The following is a 19,389-nucleotide window of genomic DNA, read 5'->3' on the forward strand; positions in this document are numbered from 1 at the left end:
CCATGAGCGCATGGCGGACACACGGCGACAACTCGGCGCGGTCGGCGAGACCATCGCCGCCGACTATCTGACGACGCTCGGCTGGCGGGTGTGCGCCCGCAACTGGCGCAACCGGTACGGCGAGCTCGACATCGTCGCGCGCGAGCCGAATCCGTCCGGCGTCGCGGACACCCTGGTGATCGTCGAGGTGAAGACGCGGCTCAACGGCGCGGTCTACGACGACCCGGTGGCGGCGGTGACCGATGCGAAGCTGGCGCGGATGGTGCGCCTGGCCTGGATGTGGATCGACGAGCGGCGGGAGGCCGGCGACCTGCCGTATTTCGAGGCGTTGCGGTTCGACGCGATCTCCGTCCGGATGGACGGCGAGAGCGGGGCGCCGACGCTGCGCCACCACCGCGGACTGGTCGACTGATGGCGTTGGGTCGCGCCCACTCCGTCGGGCTGAACGCCTTCGCCGCGCGGGTCGTCGAGGTCCAGGCCAACACGAGCCGCGGGACCCCGGGCTTCTTCATCACCGGCTTGGCCGATACCGCGCTTCGGGAAGCACGCGACCGGGTACGGCCCGCCATCGTCAACACCGGCGGCAAATTCCCCGAATTGAAGGTCGTGGTCGCCCTCGCCCCGGCCGACATGCCGAAATCCGGTCCGGCCTACGACCTGGCGATGGCGGTGGGGATCCTCCTGACGGGCGAGGAGGTATCCGACGAGAAGGTGCCGTCGACGGTCTTCCTCGGCGAACTCGGCCTCGACGGGGCGATCCGCCCGGTGCGCGGGGTGCTGCCCTGTCTGCTCGAGGCCCGTCGGGCGGGGTTCGCCCGGGCGGTCGTGCCGATGGCCAACGCCGCCGAGGCGGGACTGGTATCCGACGTGGAGATCCACGGCGCGACCAACCTCGGGGAGGTGTGCCGGTGGCTCAACGGCGAGACGGTGCTGGACGCGGCGGTGCCGCCGTCGTGCGATCCGCCCTCGTCGGCGCCCGACCTGGCCGACGTCGTCGGGCAGGCTCCGGCCCGTCGGGCGCTGGAGATCGCGGCGGCCGGCATGCACCACGTGCTGATGACCGGGCCGCCCGGAATCGGCAAGACGATGTTGGCGCGCCGATTGCCCGGGATCCTGCCCTCCCTGGATGCGGAGGCGTCGTTGGAGGTGACGGCACTGCACTCGATCGCCGGGGTCCTGCCGTCGTCGCGACCGCTCATCGTCGAGCCGCCGTTCATCGCGCCACATCACTCGGTATCGGTGACCGCGCTCCTCGGCGGCGGTATCGGGATCGCCGGTCCGGGTGCGGTGTCGCTGGCACACCGTGGCGTCCTCTTCCTCGACGAGTGCGCCGAGATGGGGGCGAAGGCGCTCGACGCCCTGCGGCAGCCGTTGGAGGAGGGGGAGGTGCGGGTGTCGCGTCGGGACGGGGTCGCCACCTACCCGGCGCGCATCCAGCTGGTGTTGGCGGCCAACCCGTGCCCGTGCGCCCCCGCGCATGATGTCGACTGCGTGTGCTCGGTGGTGACGCGGCGCCGCTATCTGGGGAAGCTGTCCGGTCCGTTGATGGACCGGATCGACATCCGGGTCCGGATGAACCCGCCCGGAAACGCCGCCCTGCTCACCGAGTCGGGTGAGTCGAGCGCGACCGTGCGGGCCCGAGTCGTTGCCGCGCGGGAGGCCGCGGTGGCGCGGTGGGCGAGGCACGGATGGCGCACCAACGTCGAGGTCCCCGGATCGGCGCTGCGCGGGGAGTTCCGGCTCGCCGCCGACGCACTGCGGCCGGTCGAACTGTTCCTGCGCGACGGCCGGGTGACCGCCCGGGGCGCCGATCGCGCTCTGCGATTGGCGTGGAGCATGGCCGACCTGCGCGGTGCACAGTCGCCCGACCAGGACGACGTGGCGCAGGCGCTGCTGTACCGCGATCGAGGGGGATCCGTATGAGCGCCGATGAGGAGAAGGCGCGGGCGTGGGCGTATCTCGCACGGGTGGCCGAGCCGCCGCATACCGGAATGCGCGAGCTGGTCGAGGCGGTCGGGCCGTGCGAGGCGGCGGCCGCGATCCGCGCCCGTCGGGTACCCGCGGGATTCGACGGGGTGCTCGGCGCCACGGCCGCGCGGTCCGCCGTCGATACGACGGGTGACCTGGATCGGGCCGCGGCGGTGGGCGCGCGGTTGATCACCCCCGACGACGAGGAGTGGCCGGGTTGGCAGCTGTGGGGTTTGCGCGGCGCGGACACCGCCGAACGCGGCGGCCCGCCGTTGGTGCTCTGGGTGCGGGGCGGGCGGAGCCTTGCCGCGGAGGTGGGCAAGAGCATCGGCGTCGTCGGGTCGCGCAGCTCGACCTCCTACGGCGAATACGTCACCGGGCAGCTGGTCGGCGGAATCGTCGACGTCGGTTGGTCGGTGGTCTCGGGCGGGGCATTCGGCATCGACGGAGTCGCGCACCGGGCGTGCCTGGGCAGCGGGGGCAGCACGGTCGCCGTCCTGGCCTGCGGGATCGATGTCGACTATCCCGCGTCGCACGCGTCGTTGTTCGCCGCGGTCGCGCGGGACGGGTTGATCGTCAGCGAATACCCGCCGGGGACGACCGCCGCCCGGCACCGGTTCCTGACGCGCAACCGTCTCGTCGCGGCACTGTCGTCCGCGGTGGTGGTCGTCGAGGCCGGTCGGCGCAGCGGCGCGGCCAACACGGCGGCGTGGGCGCGCAAACTGGGACGACCCCTCGGTGCCGTTCCCGGTCCGGTGACCTCGGCGATGTCGGTCGGCTGCAACCGGATGATCGCCGACGAGCAGGCCGCCCTGATCGTCGACTCGCAGTCCTTGATCTCGTTGGCAGCGCCCGACGGCGCGGGTGGTCCCACCGATGGTCCGGCCCGTCGGATCGATGCGTTGACCGGTGACCGCCAACGGGTCTACGAGGCCCTACCCGGCCGTGGGTCGATCACCGTCGACGAGATCGCCGTAAGCGCCGGTGTGGGTGCAAGCGCAGTGATGGCGGCCTTGGCGATGCTCGAGGTGGACGGCTATGTCACGGCGGTGGGAGACGGGTGGGCAATCGTGCGGGACTGACCGTCGTCGTGCTCACGAGTGGGGTGGGACCGGGCGCCGACCGCCGACGATGAGCGCGATGTCCTTCGCCGGCAGTGTGATCGGGGTGCCCGAGCCGAGGTGGATATCGGCGTCTTCGGCGACCAGGGAGATTCCGTCCAGGTCGACGCCGAAATAGGCGAGTTGGCGCTTGTCGGGCTGGCCGATGGCCAGGGCGATGCGGTCTGCGGGCGCTGACGGCAGCCCGAGCGGCTCGGTGATGTCGAGGCCGTGCAGGACGTCGTGGGCAAGGGCGCCGGCTTGGCCGCCGCGCGGTGGCTTCCACGGATGTTCGATGTTGGCGCGCATCGAATCGAGCAACTCGGCGTCGGACACTCGGGCGGTGTCCTTGCGCGCCTGGCGATCGGCATAGCGGTTGAAGTTCCCCCGGGCGGCAAGGATGCCGGCGATCACCCGTGGCCCGGAGATGCGGTAGGCCATCGTGATGTGCGCGACGACTTCGCGGACCCGCCACCCCTCGCAAAGCGAGGACTCGGCCCACTGCGCGGGCGTCAGCCCGGCGAGTAGATCGGCCAGGCGGCGGCGTTCGGCAAAGGTCTCGCGGCGGAGGTCTTCTTCGGTGGGGGACACGGGGTTGCCTTTCCGACGCGGTGGCTCGGGTCGACCGAATGGGTAGGACCGCAGCGTATCCCGGACGGCGCAACCGGCACACCGGCGCGGCCGGCACGGCAGTAGATTCGTGAGATGGACGAGAAGCCGCGGACGAGGCGAAAAGCGCTCACCAGGCGTCGCATCGACACGCGCGAGCGGTTACTCGACGCCGCGATGGGGGTCTTCGTCGCGAAGGGGTTCGGGCGGACCCGGATCGACGACGTCTGCCAGGCGGCCGGCTACACCAAGGGTGCGTTCTACTCGAACTTCACCAGCCTCGAGGAGTTGTTCTTCGCGCTCTACGACCGACAGTCCGAGGTCGGCGCCACCGCGGTCCTCGCGGCCGTCGATCCGGCGTCCGCCGCCGCGGCGGATTCGACCCCGGCCGTGGTCGCGGTCGTCGAGGAGTGGGCGATGACGGTGCCCCTTGATCGCGACTGGTTGTTGATCAATACCGATTTCGTCTCCTACGCCGCGCGGTTTCCCGAGGTGGCGGCCGATTTGGCCGATCACCGCCGGCGTCTGCGGGCCGAGGTCATCGAGGCGTTGACCGCCTTCGTCGCCGCGTCGGGCATCGAGCTGCCGGCTTCGCTGCCGACCCCGGCGGACCTCGCGCGAGCCGTGGTCACGGTCTATGACGGGGTGATCTACCAGTTGTTGCTCGACATGAGCGAGGCGCAGGTGCGCCAACACCTGGTCGCGATCCTCACGGCGGTGGTGTCCTGAGCACGAATCCCACCAGTTTGATACCTTTTGGTATCGAATCCGAACCGAGGGAGCATGCGCGATGAGACGACTGTTGGTGGGAGCGGCGACGATCGTCGTTGTGGGAGCGTCAGGACTCGTATCCGGGACCGGGAACGCCGCGCCCGTGGAGCACGGCCGTGGAACGTTGGTCACCAAGACGCTGACGAATGCGGCGGGCACCCGCGCCTATCAGGTGTATACCCCGAAGGGGCTGGCGCCCGGGCGTCCGCTCATCGCGTGGGTTCACGGCACGAGCAAGGTGCGCAACGGGGATCCGATGGGGCTGCGGCCGTCGAATACGCTGCTAGCCGAGGCCGATCGACTCGGCTTCAGCGTCGTGGCGCCGATCCAGTCGCTGCGCGCCAACGGCGCGGGAATGTGGCAGTTCTTCGAACCCGCCGGTCTGACCCGCGGCCAGGGCGAGGTCTCGATCCTCGCCGACATCCTGCGCAGAGCCGTCCGTGATCAGCGCGCCGACCCGACCCGCGTCTTCGCGATCGGTCACTCGGCCGGGGGTGGGGCGGTCCACATGCTCGGCGCCCTGTACTCGGATGTCGTCGCGGCGATCGGCGTCTCGGCGGGGTTCCCGTTCGTCGGCGATCCGACGGGGACGGCATTGCGCAACGCCAGGCAGGGTCGGCCGGTCCCGACCTTCCTCGTCCACGGCGACCGCGACGACGTCGCGCCCCCCGTGATCGGTGCCGTCGAGCTCTCCGCGGTGCTCGCCGCGAACGGCCTCGGCGGTGCCCGCCCGCGCGGTGTCGTCACCGTGCCGGCGAGAGGTCTGGACCGCTATCCCGCGCGGATCAGCAGGTTCGGTTCGGGACGTAGTGAGGTGGAACTCGCCGAGGTCATCGGTGCCGGGCATCCCACCGGTCCGGGCGGGGTGACCCTCGACGGTCCGCGACTGGACCGTCGGCTGATCGAGTTCCTGCTGGCGCATCGCCTCCGGTAGCGCACCGCACCGGCACTTAGGTAAACCTGAGTAGGCTGGTGCGCAGCGACTTTCGAGGAGGGTGCATGGCCAAGCGGCTGAACACGATGCAGGTACTGCGGACCGAACGGATCGGACGGCACTTCGTGCGGGTCTACCTGGGTGGCGACGGTTTCGACGACTTCACCCCGGTACGCGGACGCGACGACGTGACGGCCGATTGGGACACCGACATGTACGTCAAGATCGCGTTCATGCCCGACGGGTCGGAGTTGCCCGCAGAACTGGACCCGGCAGCGTTGCGCGGTGGGTCGGGGGAGCCGGGCACACCCGTGCTGCGCACTTACACGGTCCGTCGCTACGACCCCGCCGCCCGCGAACTGGCGATCGACTTCGTCGTCCACGGCGACGAGGGGCTGGCCGGTCCGTGGGCGGCCCGCGCCCAACCGGGGGAGACGGTGCGATTTCTCGGCCCGGGCAGTGGCTACCGACCCCGTGCCGACGCGCCGTGGCACCTGTTCGCCTGCGACGAGGCCGGGCTCCCGGCCGTCGCCGCGGCGCTGGAGGCGCTGCCGACCGACGCCAAGGGGCAGGCATTCATCGAGGTCGCCGGACCCGAGGACGAGCTCGAGCTGACGGTTCCCGAGGGCGTCGCGGTCTCCTGGATCCACCGCGGCGGCGATGCGGGTGAGGTCGGCGACGACGTCGCAGGCGACAACTCCCCGTTGATCGAGGCGGTCCGCTCGGCGCCGTGGTGGGACGGCGAACCACAGGTGTTCATCCACGGCGAGGCGCAGGCGGTCATGCACAACCTGCGTGGCTACATCCGGAAGACGCGCGGCGTCGGCGCGGGCAACGCGTCGATCTCCGGCTACTGGCGGCGTGGTCGCACCGAAGAGGGATTCCGGCAGTGGAAAGCCGATCTGCGCAAGGCGGAGGAATCGGCGACAGCGTAATTCGGCGACTTTTCGGACATAGAAAACGCACAGTCGTGCCTGGGTTTGGACCTAGCTGCGCTCCGTAGCTTCGTTGGTGCGGGGGCAACCGTCCCACAGTTCACTACGCAAGGAGTAGACACATGTCGAAGCCCAAGAAGGCCAAGCACAAGACCGCCCTGTTCGTCCCCTTCCAGGTGAAGAAGCAGGAGAAGAAGGCCCCGAAGAAGAAGTCCAAGTAAGGATTTCCTCCAGCCTTCGACGCCCCCGGCCAGTGGTCGGGGGCGTCGTGCTGTCACGACTGTGGCCGTCCCGAGTGCGTAACGGTCCGGTCGCAACCGGGCGCGGCGGATTGCCCCGGGCGACGGGGCGGCGTGGACTGGACCGATGAGCGATCCTCGTGTCGTCGACGACTTCGCGACCCACCTGCGCCTGGAGAAGGCCCGCAGTGAGCACACCGTGCGCGCCTACACCGGCGACGTGCGGGCGCTCATCGCCTTCGCCGGGGCGCGCGGTGTCGCCGTCGCCGATATCGACCTCGCGCTGCTGCGGGCCTGGCTTGCCGAACAGACCCGGCGCGGAATCGCCCGCACGACGATCGCCCGCCAGGTGTCGTCCGCGAAGACGTTCGGCGCGTGGGCCGCGCGAGAGGGAATCCTCACCCCCGATCCGACGGTGCGCCTGCAGGCGCCCAAGGCCCACCGAGTCCTCCCACACGTCCTGTCGCAGGAACAGGCGGAGGCCGCGACGGCCGCACCGGTCGGTACCGGAGACCAGGCCGTCGGTGAGGACCCGTCGCCGGTGCAACTGCGCGACCGCCTGATCCTCGAACTCCTCTATGCCAGCGGCATCCGCGTCGGGGAGTTGTGCGGCCTCGATCTCGGCGACGTCGACGATGCGCGGCAGGTCCTGCGGGTCATCGGCAAGGGAAACAAGCAGCGCAGCGTCCCGTTCGGGAACCCGGCGGCCCGGGCGCTGCACGACTGGCTCCGGCACGGGCGACCGGCGATCGCGACCGCGGCGTCGGGCGATGCATTGCTGCTCGGGGCCCGCGGCGGGCGTCTCGATCAGAGGATGGCGCGCACCGTCGTCACCAAGGCGGTCGAGGCGGTCGGGGGTCCGGCGATGGGCCCGCACGGCCTGCGCCACTCGGCGGCAACGCACCTACTGGAGGGGGGTGCGGATCTGCGCGTCGTGCAGGAACTCCTCGGTCACTCGTCGCTGGCGACGACCCAGCTCTACACCCACGTCAGCGTCGAACGACTCCGCGCCGTGCATGCCCAGGCCCACCCGCGCGCGTAGCCTGGTCGGCGTGAATACGCGCACCTCTGCTCCCGTCGCCGTCGCCATCCTCGCCGCCGTCGCCCCGCTGGTGGTCGCCGCACCGGCGCAGGCCGTCCCGTCGGTGAGCCCGCAGGCAGCCGCCGACGGCCTCGTCGACGTGCGGACCGCGGTACCCGACGCTATCATCGACATGCGATACGCGACGACCGACAACTTCACCCACGTCCGCCTGTATCCGGCGAACGCCCGCTGCCTCGTCCACAACTCCATGGCATCCGGGCTCGCCGCGGCCGGCGGGCAACTGCGCGGCAAGGGACTACGCCTGGTGTTCTGGGACTGCTACCGTCCGCATTCGGCGCAGGTCAAGATGTGGGAAGTCGTTCCCAACGCCGCCTGGGTGGCCAAGCCGGGCAACATGGCGACCAGCCACGAGTCGGGCCGTTCGGTCGACGTCACCCTCGCCCAGCGAGACGGTCGCCGCTTGGACATGGGCACCGGATTCGACGACTTCACCGCCGCGTCCCATGCCGACGCGCAGGGCATCGGCAAGGCCGCGCAGCAGAACCGCGCGACCTTGCGCCGCGCCATGGAGTCCGGCGGCCTGTCGCCGTACCAGGGGGAGTGGTGGCACTTCGACGGCCCCGGGTCGAAGACCCCGCGCCCCCACCTGCGCGCCCCGGTCAACTGACCGGGTAGAGCCGGACCCGCAGACCTCCGACGAGGCCCAACGGGTTGCGGTAGCCCGCGTCGTGGCCGGATCCGGTCCGAGCGCCCCAATGCAGGCAGATCGCCACCGGACATCCCTCGTGGCCCTCGCGCACGACGCCGACGACGTCTCCGCGTCGTACCGAATCCCCGACGGCGACCTTGGCCTCGACGGGCTCGTAAGTCGTCCACAACGTCGGCGAGTGCCGGATCGCGACGACCGGTTTGCCGCCGACCCTGCCGGCGAAGGTAACCGTCCCGTCGCCGGCGGCGAGCACGGGTTGGCCCACCGCCGCTGCCAAGTCGACCCCGCGGTGCCCGGACTGCCACCGTTGGGCGGGCGGGTCGTAGGCGGTTACCAGGCGCGGCCGGGGTTGCAGCGGCCAGCCGTAGCGTCCGGCGGCGTGCGCTTGGGCCGGAAGGAGAAGGGCGACGACGAGAAGGATCGGGATGCTCCGCATATGGAGTTGGACGCAGCGCGGCGCCGACCGGTTCCGTCTGATAGCCAATTTGGTACCCGCGACCTGCACCGTTAGACTTGATGACGCACTTCATCCCGGCTCGCGCCGGATGACGTGACTTCGCATGCTCGCTACCGATCTTCGCAGGTCGGCGCGGCGCGGGCAGTCCCGAGCACTCGGGTTCCGCCGCCGTGGCAAGCATCAGGATCTCCCGCCAAACCGGTCGGGCGATGACAACTGCAACAAGAAGGAGTCTCGACGATGGCTGTCGTGACCATGAAGCAGCTGCTGGACAGCGGCGCACATTTCGGGCACCAGACCCGCCGGTGGAACCCGAAGATGAAGCGATTCATCTTCACCGACCGCAACGGCATCTACATCATCGATCTGCAGCAGACGCTGACCTACATCGATCGTGCCTACGAGTTCGTCAAGGAGACCGTTGCCCACGGCGGCACCGTGCTCTTCGTCGGCACCAAGAAGCAGGCCCAGGAATCGATCGCCGAAGAGGCGACCCGCGTCGGCATGCCCTACGTGAACCAGCGCTGGCTCGGCGGCATGCTGACCAACTTCTCGACCGTCCACAAGCGTCTGCAGCGCCTCAAGGAACTTGAGACGATGGAGCAGACCGGCGGCTTCGAGGGACGCACCAAGAAGGAAATCTTGATGCTGACCCGCGAGAAGAACAAGCTGGAGCGCACGCTCGGCGGTATCCGCGACATGGCCAAGGTGCCCTCGGCCATCTGGGTCGTCGACACCAACAAGGAGCACATCGCCGTCGGTGAGGCGCGCAAGCTCAACATCCCGGTCATCGCGATCCTGGACACCAATTGCGACCCCGACCTCGTCGACTACCCGATCCCGGGCAACGACGACGCCATCCGCAGCGCCGCCCTGCTGACCCGCGTGGTCGCCTCGGCCGTCGCCGAGGGCGTGCAGGCCCGGGCCGGCCAGACCGGTGGGGACGACAAGCCGGAGGCCGGCGCGGGCGAGCCGCTCGCCGAGTGGGAGCAGGAGCTGCTCAACGAGGCCACCGCGTCGACCGACACCCCGGCGCAGGCCGCGAAGGACGAGGCCAAGGCCGTCGAGGCGCCCGCCGCCGAGTAGTCGGTCCCACACCAACCAGCAACCACTCATAAGGAGGCTCGCCACACATGGCGAACTACACTGCAGCCGACGTCAAGCGGCTCCGCGAGCTCACCGGCTCGGGCATGCTCGATTGCAAGAACGCCCTCGCGAACAACGACGGCGACTTCGACAAGGCCGTCGAGGAACTGCGCATCAAGGGTGCCAAGGACGTCGGTAAGCGGGCGGAGCGCTCGACTGCCGAGGGCCTCGTCGCCGCTCGTGACGGCGCGATGATCGAACTCAACAGCGAGACCGACTTCGTCGCCAAGAACGACGAGTTCCAGGCGCTCGCCGACCAGGTGCTCGAGGCCGCGCTGGCCGCCAAGACCAGCGATGCCGAAGAGCTCAAGGCCGCCAAGCTGGGCGACGGCACCGTGGCCGACGCGATCGCCGCCCTCTCGGCCAAGATCGGCGAGAAGCTCGAACTGCGCCGCGTCGTCTTCTACGACGGCCCGGTGGCGACCTACCTGCACAAGCGCGCGTCGGACCTGCCCCCGGGCGTCGGCGTGCTCGTGTCCTACGACGGTGACGGCGAAGCGGCGGCCGAGGCCGCCCGCAACGCCGCGCAGCAGGTGGCGGCGCTGAAGGCGACCTACGCATCCGAGGCCGACGTCCCCGAGGACGTCAAGGCCAGCGAGCGTCGTATCGCCGAGGAGACGGCCAAGGAAGAGGGCAAGCCCGAGGCTGCTCTCCCGAAGATCGTCGAGGGTCGCCTGAAGGGCTTCCTGAAGGACGCGGTTCTGGTGAACCAGCCGTTCGTGAAGGACTCGAAGAAGACCGTCGGTGCGGTTCTCTCCGAAGCCGGCGCCACGGTGAAGGCCTTCACCCGCTTCGAGGTCGGCCAGTCCTAGCCTGCCGGCCGAACACCGCGGACAACGCAGACGGGCCCCGTTTCCCGACCGGACAGGTCGGGGGCGGGGCCCGTCCATGTTGCCCCTAAGATAAGACGAGTGCGCGCCGCCGGTCGGGCGGGGCAGCGGGGTCCATTCACATCGCACGAGCGAGGAGTCACATGGCGGAATCGGGAGACAGCACAGCTCGGCACGGTTACAAGCGGGTCCTGCTGAAGCTCGGCGGCGAGATGTTCGGCGGCGGCGAGGTCGGACTCGATCCCGACGTCGTGGCCGCGGTGGCCGACCAGATTGCCGAGGTCGTCAAAGACGGCGCCCAGATCGCCGTCGTCATCGGCGGTGGCAACTTCTTCCGCGGGGCGGAATTGCAGCAGCGCGGGCTCGACCGTGCGCGCTCGGACTACATGGGCATGCTCGGCACGGTGATGAACTGTCTGGCGCTGCAGGATTTCCTGGAGAAGCGCGGCGTCACCACCCGCGTGCAGACCGCCATCACCATGGGGCAGGTCGCCGAGCCCTACCTCCCGCTGCGTGCCGTGCGCCACCTGGAGAAGGGGCGCGTGGTGATCTTCGGAGCCGGCATGGGTATGCCGTATTTCTCGACCGACACGACCGCCGCGCAGCGCGCGCTGGAGATCAAGGCCGAGGTCGTGTTGATGGCCAAGGCCGTCGACGGTGTGTACACCGCCGATCCCCGGGAGGATCCCGACGCGACCATGTTCAGCGAGATCACCCATCGTGAGGTTCTCGAGAAGGAACTGAAGGTCGCCGACGCCACCGCCTTCAGTCTGTGTATGGACAACAAGATGCCGATGTTGGTGTTCAATCTGTTGACGGAGGGGAACATTGCGCGCGCCATCGCCGGCGAGCGCATCGGCACCCTCGTCACGACCTAGGAGAACGTGGAAACCGATGATTGACGAAGCGCTGCTCGACGCCGAGGAGAAGATGGAGAAGGCCGTCTCCCGGGCCAAGGACGACATGGGGTCGATCCGGACCGGGCGGGCCAACCCGTCGATGTTCAACCGCGTCGTCATCGACTACTACGGGTCGCCGACGCCGGTCACCCAGGTCGCCAGCATCACGACGCCGGAGGCCCGCCTCGTCGTCATCAAGCCGTACGAACAGTCGTCGCTCGGTGACATCGAGACCGCGATCCGTAACTCCGATCTGGGCGTGAACCCGACCAACGACGGCAACCTCATCCGCGTCTCGATTCCGCAGCTGACCGAGGATCGTCGCAAAGAACTCGTCAAGCAGGCCAAGGCCAAGGGCGAGGACGCCAAGGTTTCCATCCGCAACGTGCGCCGCAAGGCGGTCGACGAGTTGAAGCGGATCCAGAAGGACGGCGAAGCCGGCGAGGACGAGGTCGTGCGCGCCGAGAAGGACCTCGACAAGACCACCGCGGGCTACGTCGCCCAGGTCGACGAGTTGGTCAAGCACAAGGAAGGCGAGTTGCTCGAAGTCTGAGCAGGAGCCCCGATGAGCACAACTCCCGCCGTCCCCGCCGACGACCAGAAGCCCTCGAAGGCCGGGCGCAACCTGCCCGCCGCCATCGGCGTCGGCACCTGTCTGGGCGGCCTTGTCATTGCCGTCCTCTTGCTGGCGCCCAAGTGGTGGTACCTGGTGGTCGGCGTCGCCATGGTGGTGGCCGCATGGGAGGTCGTCAAGCGGCTGCGCGAGGGCGGTTTCGACGTCCCGGTGATCCCCATCCTGGTCGGCACCGCCGCGATCATCGCCTCGTCGTGGTTCGCGAAGGGCGACCCGGCGGCCGTCCTCGTCGCACTGGTCGCGACGGTGCTCGTCACGATGGTGTGGCGACTGCTGAGCCAGGGCCTGTCGGCCGCACCCGTCGGCTATCTCAAAGACCTGGCCGCATCGGTGCTGGTGCTGGTGTGGATTCCGGTGCTCGCATCCTTCGGCGCCGCGATGGTCCTGGCCGACCACGGCCCGCAGCGCGTATTCACGCTGATGATCGTCGTCGTCTGTTCCGACGTCGGCGGCTACGTTGCCGGGGTGCTCTTCGGCCGCCACCCGATGGTGCGGGCGATCAGTCCGAAGAAGTCCTGGGAGGGGATGGGCGGTTCGCTCACCTTCGGCGTCGTCGGCGCCGTTTGCTGCGTGGTGTTCCTGCTCGACAACAAGTGGTGGATCGGCGTGATCCTGGGCGTCGTGCTGGTGATCTGCGCGACCTTGGGCGACCTCGTCGAGTCGCAGGTCAAGCGCGACCTGGAGATCAAGGACATGGGCACCCTGCTGCCCGGCCATGGCGGGATCATGGACCGCCTCGATTCGCTGCTGCCCTCGTCCTTCATCGTTTGGGCGGTTCTCTCGGCGTTGCTCTAGGCCCCGGAACGCGTGAGCGGAGTCGACGCGCGCGGATGCGCGGACGGCGGCTACCGCGCGGGTCGACTCCTGCTTCAGCGGGAGACCGCTATTCCGCGGCCGTCACCAGCGGGCTGCCCAGCGGCAACTTGTCGATTCCGGCCCACCGCAGCCAATACGAGGCGACGAAGTACAGGCCGCCGACCGCCGCGAGGATCAACAGCCACCCGGCGATGTGCTGGAGCGCGTTGGGCGCCCCGTCGGGCGAGGTGAAGAAGTTCACGACGAGGAGCCACAGCGCGATGTTGAGTACGAGCAGCAGAACGGCGAAGAACTTCGGCAACACCACGCTCAGCAGGAGCCACAGGGTGAGGATGATCGTCCACGTCAGCAGGAAGCAGCCGTAGACCTTGAGCGTTTCGGCCGGCGCGAGCTTCCACCACCCGTGCGCCGCGCCGAGGGACAGTAGCGCGAAGGAGATCAGGAACGGGCCGAAGGTCGAGAAGAACAGGCCGATGACGTGCGATCCGTTGATCGTGCCGATTATCCCGACGATCATCATCGCCAGGCCGATCAACAGTTCGGCCGGCAGGAATCCGTTTGCCGCACTCGCCGGGGCTATTCCGGCGAACTGGAGGCCGAGCATCAGGGCGGCCACCGTGAACAGTGTGACGCCGGCGCCTTCGGGCTCCGGCACGATCGCGGCTACGGCATTCGAGGGTTCTGACATTGTGTGCTCCACATCAATCATTCGAGAGCGCGACAGTTTTCGAAGCGCGCTCCCTATGCGCCGTGGACACCCCTGAGACTTGTCGCGCCCGCCGGTCGCATGTGGCGACCGGCGGACGGAGCGTAACACTATATAAAATGCGCGGTATGGGATTCTCGCGACGAGTCGTGCGTGGACTTTCGCCGGGCTCGGTGGTCAGTCCGGCACGACGACGGCCCGCTGCGGGCCGGAGTGCTCCCAGGCCCGTGCGACCTGTGACAGCGGGAATTGCCGGTAGGGCACGTGGATCGTGCCGTCGGCGACATGTCCGATGAACTCGGCGATGCCCTCGAACAGCACCGCGGTGTCGACGCTGCCCAACCCGCTGCCGCTCAGGGTGTACTGCCTGCTGCGCAGCAGTGCGCCGGGAACGCAGGCGTCGGCGCCGGCCATCGCGCCGACCTCGATATGGGCCACCGCGGCACCCTCCGCCAGCGGGGCCAGGGCGACGAAGGTCCGCTCCGCGACCGGTCCCCACAGGAAGTCGATGACGGTCGTCGGCGGTTGCCCGTCGAAGGCGTCGCGGATCGCGTCGGAGTCGGCGTCGGAACCGGTGAGCGCCACGGCGCGGAACCTGTCCCCGTGGGTACCCGTCAACTGATCGAGCACCTCGGTGTTGCGTCCGACGCCGACGACGAGCGTCGCGCCCATCGTCAGTGCCGCCGCCACGGCGATCTGGCCGGCCATGCCGGTGACACCCAGGACCAGCACGGCGCCCAGGCCGCCGGCGTCGGCGAGGGCGTCGCTTTGCTTGCGCAGCGGCAACCAGGAGGCCAGGCCGGGATTGCACCCGGCGGCCACCGCGAGGGGATCGGTCCCGTCGGGGAGGGGGATGGCGAATGCGGAGGCGACGGGGATGCGCTGCGCCATCGTGCCGTAGGGGATCGACTGCGTCGCGGTGTAGATCAGCCGCCCGTCGTCGGTCCGGGCCACCGCGTCGAGGCCGGGAATGAGCGGCCAGGTGTTCGACGAACTGTAGTGCCGGCCCGAGGCGCGCGACCGCACGACGTTGTGGATTCCCGCGGCGACCAGTTCGACGATGCGCTGCCCGTCACCGGCCGTCGGATCGGCGAAGTCGGTGTAGACGGGCGGTTGGTCGGGCCCGGTGATGACTGCTGCCTTCATGATTCCTCCGTTATTTAACAATGTTAAGGACTATGACCAGGTTCCTCTAACAGTGTTAAGCTGTCAAGGTGGCGGCGAAACTCAGCGTGAAAACCATCGTCGACGAGGCGTTCGCCCTACTCGACGAGGCCGGGATCGACGGATTGACCCTGCGGGCGCTGGCCGACCGGCTCGGTGTGAAGGCCCCGGCCCTGTACTGGCACGTGCCGTCGAAACAGGCGCTGCTCGACGAGATGGGCACCGAGGTGGCCCGTCGCATATCCGAGCGCTCGATGTCGCAGCCCTTCGGCGAATCCTTTGCCGCCGCGCTGAGCCGCTACGCGGCGACCGTGCGCGAGGAGTACCTCGCCCACCGCGACGGCGCGCGTACCTTCGCCGGCACCAGGCTGCGCGACCCGGAGCTGTTGCGCAGGCAGGAGATCGGTCTGGCGTACTGGACCGAGCGTGGGATCCCATTGGAACGGATCGTCGACGCCTACGACGTCGTCACGGCCTTCGTCGTCGGATTCGTCATCGAGGAGCAGGACCGTCAGGACGCCCAGCGCTACTCACTCGCCGACCGGGACAAGGAGGTCGGTGCCGAGAACGCGCTGGCGGTCGCGGCCGGACACCACGGCTTCCGGCCCGCCCAACAACGCTTCGACGATCAGCTCTCGTTCGTCGTGGCCGGATTGTCCTGAGCCGGTTCGGGCACGTGGTGAGTGGCCCGTCGCGCCGGACCTGGAGGCGGTCCGCATCCCGCGTGATTCCGCGCTCGGTGGAACTCGTGTTCGGGACTACGGTGGCCCGAGCGCGTTGGATCGTTGGTCAACCCCGGTATTTGCGGGAGTAGAACCAGTAGCCGACACCGAAAATGGTTGGGGGACTTGGTGTTGCTGGGCTCGAAGCCCGTCGAGTAGCCTCTTGCTGTGCCTGACCGCCAGGTAGTCAAGATGACATCGGAAGAGTTGTTCACAACGGCTCAGGAGAATAATGGTCACCTATAGACAGCTCTTCGATGCCAAACCCGCGCTGTGGGAAGCTGCCGCTGACGATGCCCTCGCAGTAGCCAAACAAGCGACTCGCACGGCCGACAATATTCACTTCAATGGCGCGAAGCCGCTCGCTGACAACTGGCCCGATCAAACGGGTGCACAAGCGAGGTCGGCGCTGGTCCGATGTGCGGACAGGATGGTTGATACCGGGATCCTCGCCCGTGGCGGCGCTGTGGCACTCGACACACTCGAAGACGCCGTGCGTACTGCCCAGGACTCCCTGAAAGCTGCTGTTTCCTTCGCGCTTTCGCGGGGGCTGACCGTGGGGGAGGACGGCAGTGTGACGGTTCCCGACGATATGCCTGATGATGAGATCGACCAGGCAAAGCGGGCTGCGGACCAAGCACGAGAACTGATCAGAGATGCCGTTGAGGCAGCAACTCAAGCCGATCAGTCTTGCGTGGACGCACTTAATGCCTGCACCGTCGATCCAGATTCGATTTCGACGCCTGATGCGCAGAAACGTCAGGCCAAAGCAGTTGAGGCCGCGCTCAAGTCGATTCGTAACCTGCTTCCGGATGGACAATCCCCCGAAAACGTTGCGCGATGGTGGGCAGGTCTGACCGACGAGCAGCGCAAGATGTTTGAACGTGCCGTCCCAGTCGAGCTGCACGATCTGCCAGGTATTCCGGGCGACGTAAAGCACAGGTTGGAGGACACCGGGCGGGGCTACAACCCGGTCGAAACGGTGCGATGGGCGAAGCAGAACGCACACAATGAGAAGATCGATGTCTTTTCTGTCAACTGTGCCAACTTCGCGTCCAACGCCCTCCACGCCGGAGGCCTCAAGTACAAGCTCGATGCGTGGCGGGGCACCTCGGACAGCCGCAACTGGGGCCGACGATACGAAGACCAGATTCCTCAGCCCGGCGCTACGCACACACGGTCGTGGTTCAACTCGGACGCCCAGCGCGAGTTCTTCCTCCATAACGACGGAACTGAAGTACCTATTGGTGAAGCCAGGCCAGGCGATGTCGTTTACTTCAACTACTCCCATCCGACCGGTGACGATGTCAGTCATCACACCGCTGTCGTGACGGCTGTGCTGCCCGACGGGCAAGTGCTCTACACGCAACACACTCCCGGCGCGGTTGACCAAAGTCTCCAGGACAGGCTTCCTATGATCTCCCAGGGTGAAGGACAGCAGACACCAGTTATCGTCCGCCCCAAGGAGTCGTGGTGAAGCCGAAAGAACGGGCTGCGTCGGCATTGATCCGATGGACGGGTTGGTTCGGTGGGCTGTGTTTGTCGTGCGCGATTATCGCCTTGGTCGTGTTGAACCGACTTCAGGCCAACTGGCTCAGCGACGTCGCGCACCGTCGCTGTTATGACCTGCCGCCACTGCCGCCCGCGGAGTTGTTCGCGCTTGGCGCCGCCGCGCTGGCAGCGGTGGCGGTGATAAGCCTCATGGTGTGGTGCGCATCCATAGGGGCCAGTGGTGCGGGATGGAAGGTGGCGGTCGCGACCATCCTCGTCGTCGTGGCCGTGGTGACATGCCTTTGGGCGCTGTTGATCAGTGGCACGTCGTCGTCCAACCCGCGTGACGGTGTTGACGGCAGCGGCGCGCCGTGTCGGTCGTACTACTAGAACAGACTGCCCGTCAGAGGCGAGGGAATGAAGAAATGACCGATCGAATCGAAATACGTCCCACCGAGGTAAAGAATGCGGGTGGGACCGTGAATACCGAGGCGAGTGAGGCTCGTGGTGCTCTGGCGGGGCTGTTCGACTCCGCTGAGCCGGCCGCGGCGGGTAACCCGGGGTTCGCCGCCGGACCGAAGTTGGTCGCCTTCAATACGTTGATGAAGGGCGAGATCAGCAGCACCATTGATGACCTGTCGGCAACCGCTGACGCGATTGTCGCCTCCGTCGAGGCAATCGAGCAGACTGACGGCCAAACAGCCGAAGGGATCAGCCGGATAGCCAGTGCGCTCAACGGCCTGGGGAAGGCGCCCCTGCCCGGACAGTAACGCGCAGTTATCGGTGGCGGGAGCGACCGTGGGACAATCGAACCCATGACCTCGTTGCCGCTGGTGTTCGACGCGCCCAAGCGCGGCAAGCCGCCGACCCATTTCGCCGACCTCTCGCCGGAGGAAGCGGTGGCCGCGGTCGAGAAGCTCGGGCTGCCCAAGTTCCGCGCCAAGCAGCTGGCCAACCAGTACTACGCCCGCTTCAACGCCGACGTCGCGGAGATGACCGACCTGCCGGCCGGTGTCCGCGCCGATGTGGGGGAGCAGTTGTTCCCGTCGTTGATGACGCCGATCCGGGCCATCGACACCGACGACCACACCACCCGCAAGACCCTGTGGCGCCTGCACGACGGGACCCTGTTGGAGAGCGTTTTGATGCGCTACACCGACCGGAACACGCTGTGTATCTCGTCGCAGGCGGGTTGCGGGATGGCCTGCCCGTTCTGCGCCACCGGCCAGGGCGGGTTGGACCGGAACCTGTCGACCGCCGAGATCGTCGACCAGGTCCGTTCGGCGGCCCGCACGCTGCGCGACGGCGAGTTCGGCGAGGCCGGGCGACTGTCGAACGTGGTATTCATGGGGATGGGCGAACCCTTGGCGAACTACAAGCGGGTGGTGGACGCGGTCCGCAAGATCACTTCGCCCGCGCCGCACGGCCTGGGCATCTCGGCCCGATCGGTGACGGTCTCCACCGTCGGGCTCGCCCCGTCGATCCGACGGCTCGCCGACGAGGGACTATCGGTCACGCTGGCGGTATCGCTGCACACCCCCGACGACGAGCTGCGCGACACCCTCGTGCCGGTGAACAACCGCTGGTCGGTGGAGGAGGTGCTCGCCGCGGCGCGGTACTACGCCGACACCACGGGACGACGGGTCTCGATCGAGTACGCGCTGATCCGTGACGTCAACGACCAGCCGTGGCGCGCGGACATGCTGGGCGCGAAGCTGCGCGACGCGCTCGGCCAACTGGTCCACGTGAATCTGATCCCGCTCAACCCGACGCCCGGGTCGGAGTGGGATGCGAGCCCGAAACCGGTCGAGCGGGAGTTCGTCGCACGGGTGCGCACGCAGGGCGTGTCCTGCACGGTGCGGGATACGCGGGGTCAGGAGATCGCCGCGGCCTGCGGTCAGCTGGCCGCCGAGGACCGCTGACGCGAGTCGGGGTGGGGGTCGGTCAGGCCGACTTGCTGCGGCGCGGCCAGAGGGTGTTGCGCAGCAGCAGGAACGCGACGACGACGGCGATTACGACGAGGTAGATGTCCTCGACCTTGCCCTGGTGGTTGCCGATCGTCATGCCCAGCAGGCCGATGACGACGATCCAACCGGCGATGCCCGCCGACTTGCGGCCGAAGCCGCTCCAGCCGAAGCGCGCCGACGGGACGTCGGCCGGCTCGCGGACCCAACCGGTGTCCACGGGTGCGTGATCGACCTCGGTGCTAGCCAC

The 19,389-nt window shown here is 68.3% G+C and carries 23 protein-coding genes; 18 read left to right on the plus strand and 5 right to left on the minus strand.

Features of this window, described 5'->3' with window-relative positions; translation table 11 throughout:
- Nucleotides 1–10 precede the first annotated feature (10 nt).
- From HUN08_RS07400 to dprA, 3 genes are read left to right on the plus strand one after another with little or no spacing between them, the layout of a single operon-like run.
- Entirely contained in the window at nt 11–412 is a 402-nt protein-coding gene (locus HUN08_RS07400) for a YraN family protein (protein WP_124247413.1), read from the plus strand.
- The gene (locus HUN08_RS07405; RefSeq protein ID WP_124247412.1) at nt 412–1,923 is read left to right on the plus strand and encodes a YifB family Mg chelatase-like AAA ATPase; all 1,512 of its coding nucleotides are present in this window, start codon (nt 412–414) and stop codon (nt 1,921–1,923) included. The genes HUN08_RS07400 and HUN08_RS07405 overlap by 1 nt, the downstream gene beginning before the upstream one ends.
- Nucleotides 1,920–3,050 (plus strand): DNA-processing protein DprA, encoded by a 1,131-nt coding sequence (gene dprA, locus HUN08_RS07410; protein WP_124247411.1) that lies wholly within the window; start codon nt 1,920–1,922, stop codon nt 3,048–3,050. The genes HUN08_RS07405 and dprA overlap by 4 nt, the downstream gene beginning before the upstream one ends.
- Before the next feature lie 12 nt (nt 3,051–3,062).
- Here the strand turns inward: dprA and HUN08_RS07415 are convergent, their stop codons facing one another.
- Nucleotides 3,063–3,659 carry a maleylpyruvate isomerase family mycothiol-dependent enzyme gene (locus tag HUN08_RS07415; protein WP_124247410.1) on the minus strand — a complete coding sequence of 199 codons (597 nt, stop codon included), beginning with the start codon at nt 3,657–3,659 and terminating at the stop codon, nt 3,063–3,065.
- Between the two features lie 114 nt (nt 3,660–3,773).
- Between HUN08_RS07415 and HUN08_RS07420 the strand changes: the two genes are divergently transcribed.
- The 5 genes from HUN08_RS07420 (at nt 3,774) to HUN08_RS07440 (ending at nt 8,268) form a co-directional block, all read left to right on the plus strand.
- Nucleotides 3,774–4,406: a TetR/AcrR family transcriptional regulator gene (locus HUN08_RS07420; protein ID WP_124247409.1), complete on the plus strand. Its 633-nt coding sequence runs from the start codon at nt 3,774–3,776 to the stop codon at nt 4,404–4,406.
- A 100-nt stretch (nt 4,407–4,506) separates the two neighbouring features.
- On the plus strand, nt 4,507–5,382 hold the full coding sequence (locus HUN08_RS07425; protein WP_301546939.1) for a PHB depolymerase family esterase: 876 nt from the start codon (nt 4,507–4,509) through the stop codon (nt 5,380–5,382).
- A gap of 65 nt (nt 5,383–5,447) precedes the next feature.
- Entirely contained in the window at nt 5,448–6,317 is an 870-nt protein-coding gene (locus tag HUN08_RS07430) for a siderophore-interacting protein (RefSeq protein ID WP_124247407.1), read from the plus strand.
- A gap of 366 nt (nt 6,318–6,683) precedes the next feature.
- On the plus strand, nt 6,684–7,598 hold the full coding sequence (locus HUN08_RS07435; RefSeq protein ID WP_124247406.1) for a tyrosine recombinase XerC: 915 nt from the start codon (nt 6,684–6,686) through the stop codon (nt 7,596–7,598).
- A gap of 67 nt (nt 7,599–7,665) precedes the next feature.
- On the plus strand, nt 7,666–8,268 hold the full coding sequence (locus tag HUN08_RS07440; protein ID WP_301546978.1) for a M15 family metallopeptidase: 603 nt from the start codon (nt 7,666–7,668) through the stop codon (nt 8,266–8,268).
- Here HUN08_RS07440 and HUN08_RS07445 read toward each other — a convergent pair.
- Complete coding sequence (locus tag HUN08_RS07445; protein ID WP_124247404.1) at nt 8,261–8,746, minus strand: M23 family metallopeptidase; 486 nt, start codon at nt 8,744–8,746, stop codon at nt 8,261–8,263. The two genes, HUN08_RS07440 and HUN08_RS07445, sit on opposite strands and share 8 nt — an antisense overlap.
- Before the next feature lie 261 nt (nt 8,747–9,007).
- Here HUN08_RS07445 and rpsB point away from each other — a divergent pair, with 261 nt between their 5' ends.
- The 5 genes from rpsB (at nt 9,008) to HUN08_RS07470 (ending at nt 13,071) form a co-directional block, all read left to right on the plus strand.
- Nucleotides 9,008–9,853, plus strand: coding sequence for a 30S ribosomal protein S2 (gene rpsB, locus HUN08_RS07450; protein WP_124247403.1), 846 nt, complete (start codon nt 9,008–9,010; stop codon nt 9,851–9,853).
- Between the two features lie 47 nt (nt 9,854–9,900).
- On the plus strand, nt 9,901–10,725 hold the full coding sequence (tsf, locus tag HUN08_RS07455) for a translation elongation factor Ts (RefSeq protein WP_124247402.1): 825 nt from the start codon (nt 9,901–9,903) through the stop codon (nt 10,723–10,725).
- 161 nt (nt 10,726–10,886) lie between these two features.
- Nucleotides 10,887–11,621, plus strand: a complete 735-nt coding sequence (gene pyrH, locus HUN08_RS07460) for a UMP kinase (protein WP_124247401.1) — start codon at nt 10,887–10,889, stop codon at nt 11,619–11,621.
- A gap of 16 nt (nt 11,622–11,637) precedes the next feature.
- Nucleotides 11,638–12,195, plus strand: a complete 558-nt coding sequence (gene frr, locus HUN08_RS07465; protein WP_124247400.1) for a ribosome recycling factor — start codon at nt 11,638–11,640, stop codon at nt 12,193–12,195.
- 12 nt (nt 12,196–12,207) lie between these two features.
- The gene (locus tag HUN08_RS07470; RefSeq protein WP_124247399.1) at nt 12,208–13,071 is read left to right on the plus strand and encodes a phosphatidate cytidylyltransferase; all 864 of its coding nucleotides are present in this window, start codon (nt 12,208–12,210) and stop codon (nt 13,069–13,071) included.
- An 88-nt stretch (nt 13,072–13,159) separates the two neighbouring features.
- On the opposite strand, the gene HUN08_RS07475 is transcribed toward HUN08_RS07470, so the two are convergent.
- Both HUN08_RS07475 and HUN08_RS07480 read right to left on the minus strand, forming a co-directional pair.
- Entirely contained in the window at nt 13,160–13,780 is a 621-nt protein-coding gene (locus HUN08_RS07475) for a GPR1/FUN34/YaaH family transporter (RefSeq protein ID WP_174900896.1), read from the minus strand.
- Between the two features lie 195 nt (nt 13,781–13,975).
- On the minus strand, nt 13,976–14,944 hold the full coding sequence (locus HUN08_RS07480; protein ID WP_124247397.1) for a zinc-binding alcohol dehydrogenase family protein: 969 nt from the start codon (nt 14,942–14,944) through the stop codon (nt 13,976–13,978).
- A gap of 68 nt (nt 14,945–15,012) precedes the next feature.
- Here HUN08_RS07480 and HUN08_RS07485 point away from each other — a divergent pair, with 68 nt between their 5' ends.
- From HUN08_RS07485 to rlmN, 5 genes are all read left to right on the plus strand, one after another.
- Nucleotides 15,013–15,624 (plus strand): TetR/AcrR family transcriptional regulator C-terminal domain-containing protein, encoded by a 612-nt coding sequence (locus HUN08_RS07485; RefSeq protein ID WP_124247396.1) that lies wholly within the window; start codon nt 15,013–15,015, stop codon nt 15,622–15,624.
- Between the two features lie 292 nt (nt 15,625–15,916).
- Nucleotides 15,917–17,161 (plus strand): amidase domain-containing protein, encoded by a 1,245-nt coding sequence (locus tag HUN08_RS07490; RefSeq protein WP_124247395.1) that lies wholly within the window; start codon nt 15,917–15,919, stop codon nt 17,159–17,161.
- Nucleotides 17,158–17,565 carry a hypothetical protein gene (locus tag HUN08_RS07495; RefSeq protein WP_124247394.1) on the plus strand — a complete coding sequence of 136 codons (408 nt, stop codon included), beginning with the start codon at nt 17,158–17,160 and terminating at the stop codon, nt 17,563–17,565. The genes HUN08_RS07490 and HUN08_RS07495 overlap by 4 nt, the downstream gene beginning before the upstream one ends.
- Before the next feature lie 35 nt (nt 17,566–17,600).
- Nucleotides 17,601–17,945 (plus strand): hypothetical protein, encoded by a 345-nt coding sequence (locus tag HUN08_RS07500; RefSeq protein ID WP_124247393.1) that lies wholly within the window; start codon nt 17,601–17,603, stop codon nt 17,943–17,945.
- Between the two features lie 45 nt (nt 17,946–17,990).
- Entirely contained in the window at nt 17,991–19,097 is a 1,107-nt protein-coding gene (rlmN, locus tag HUN08_RS07505) for a 23S rRNA (adenine(2503)-C(2))-methyltransferase RlmN (RefSeq protein ID WP_124247392.1), read from the plus strand.
- 22 nt (nt 19,098–19,119) lie between these two features.
- Here the strand turns inward: rlmN and HUN08_RS07510 are convergent, their stop codons facing one another.
- Complete coding sequence (locus HUN08_RS07510) at nt 19,120–19,389, minus strand: DUF2631 domain-containing protein (RefSeq protein WP_124247391.1); 270 nt, start codon at nt 19,387–19,389, stop codon at nt 19,120–19,122.

This window comes from Gordonia sp. X0973 (assembly GCF_013348785.1).
Classification (GTDB): Bacteria; Actinomycetota; Actinomycetes; order Mycobacteriales; family Mycobacteriaceae; genus Gordonia.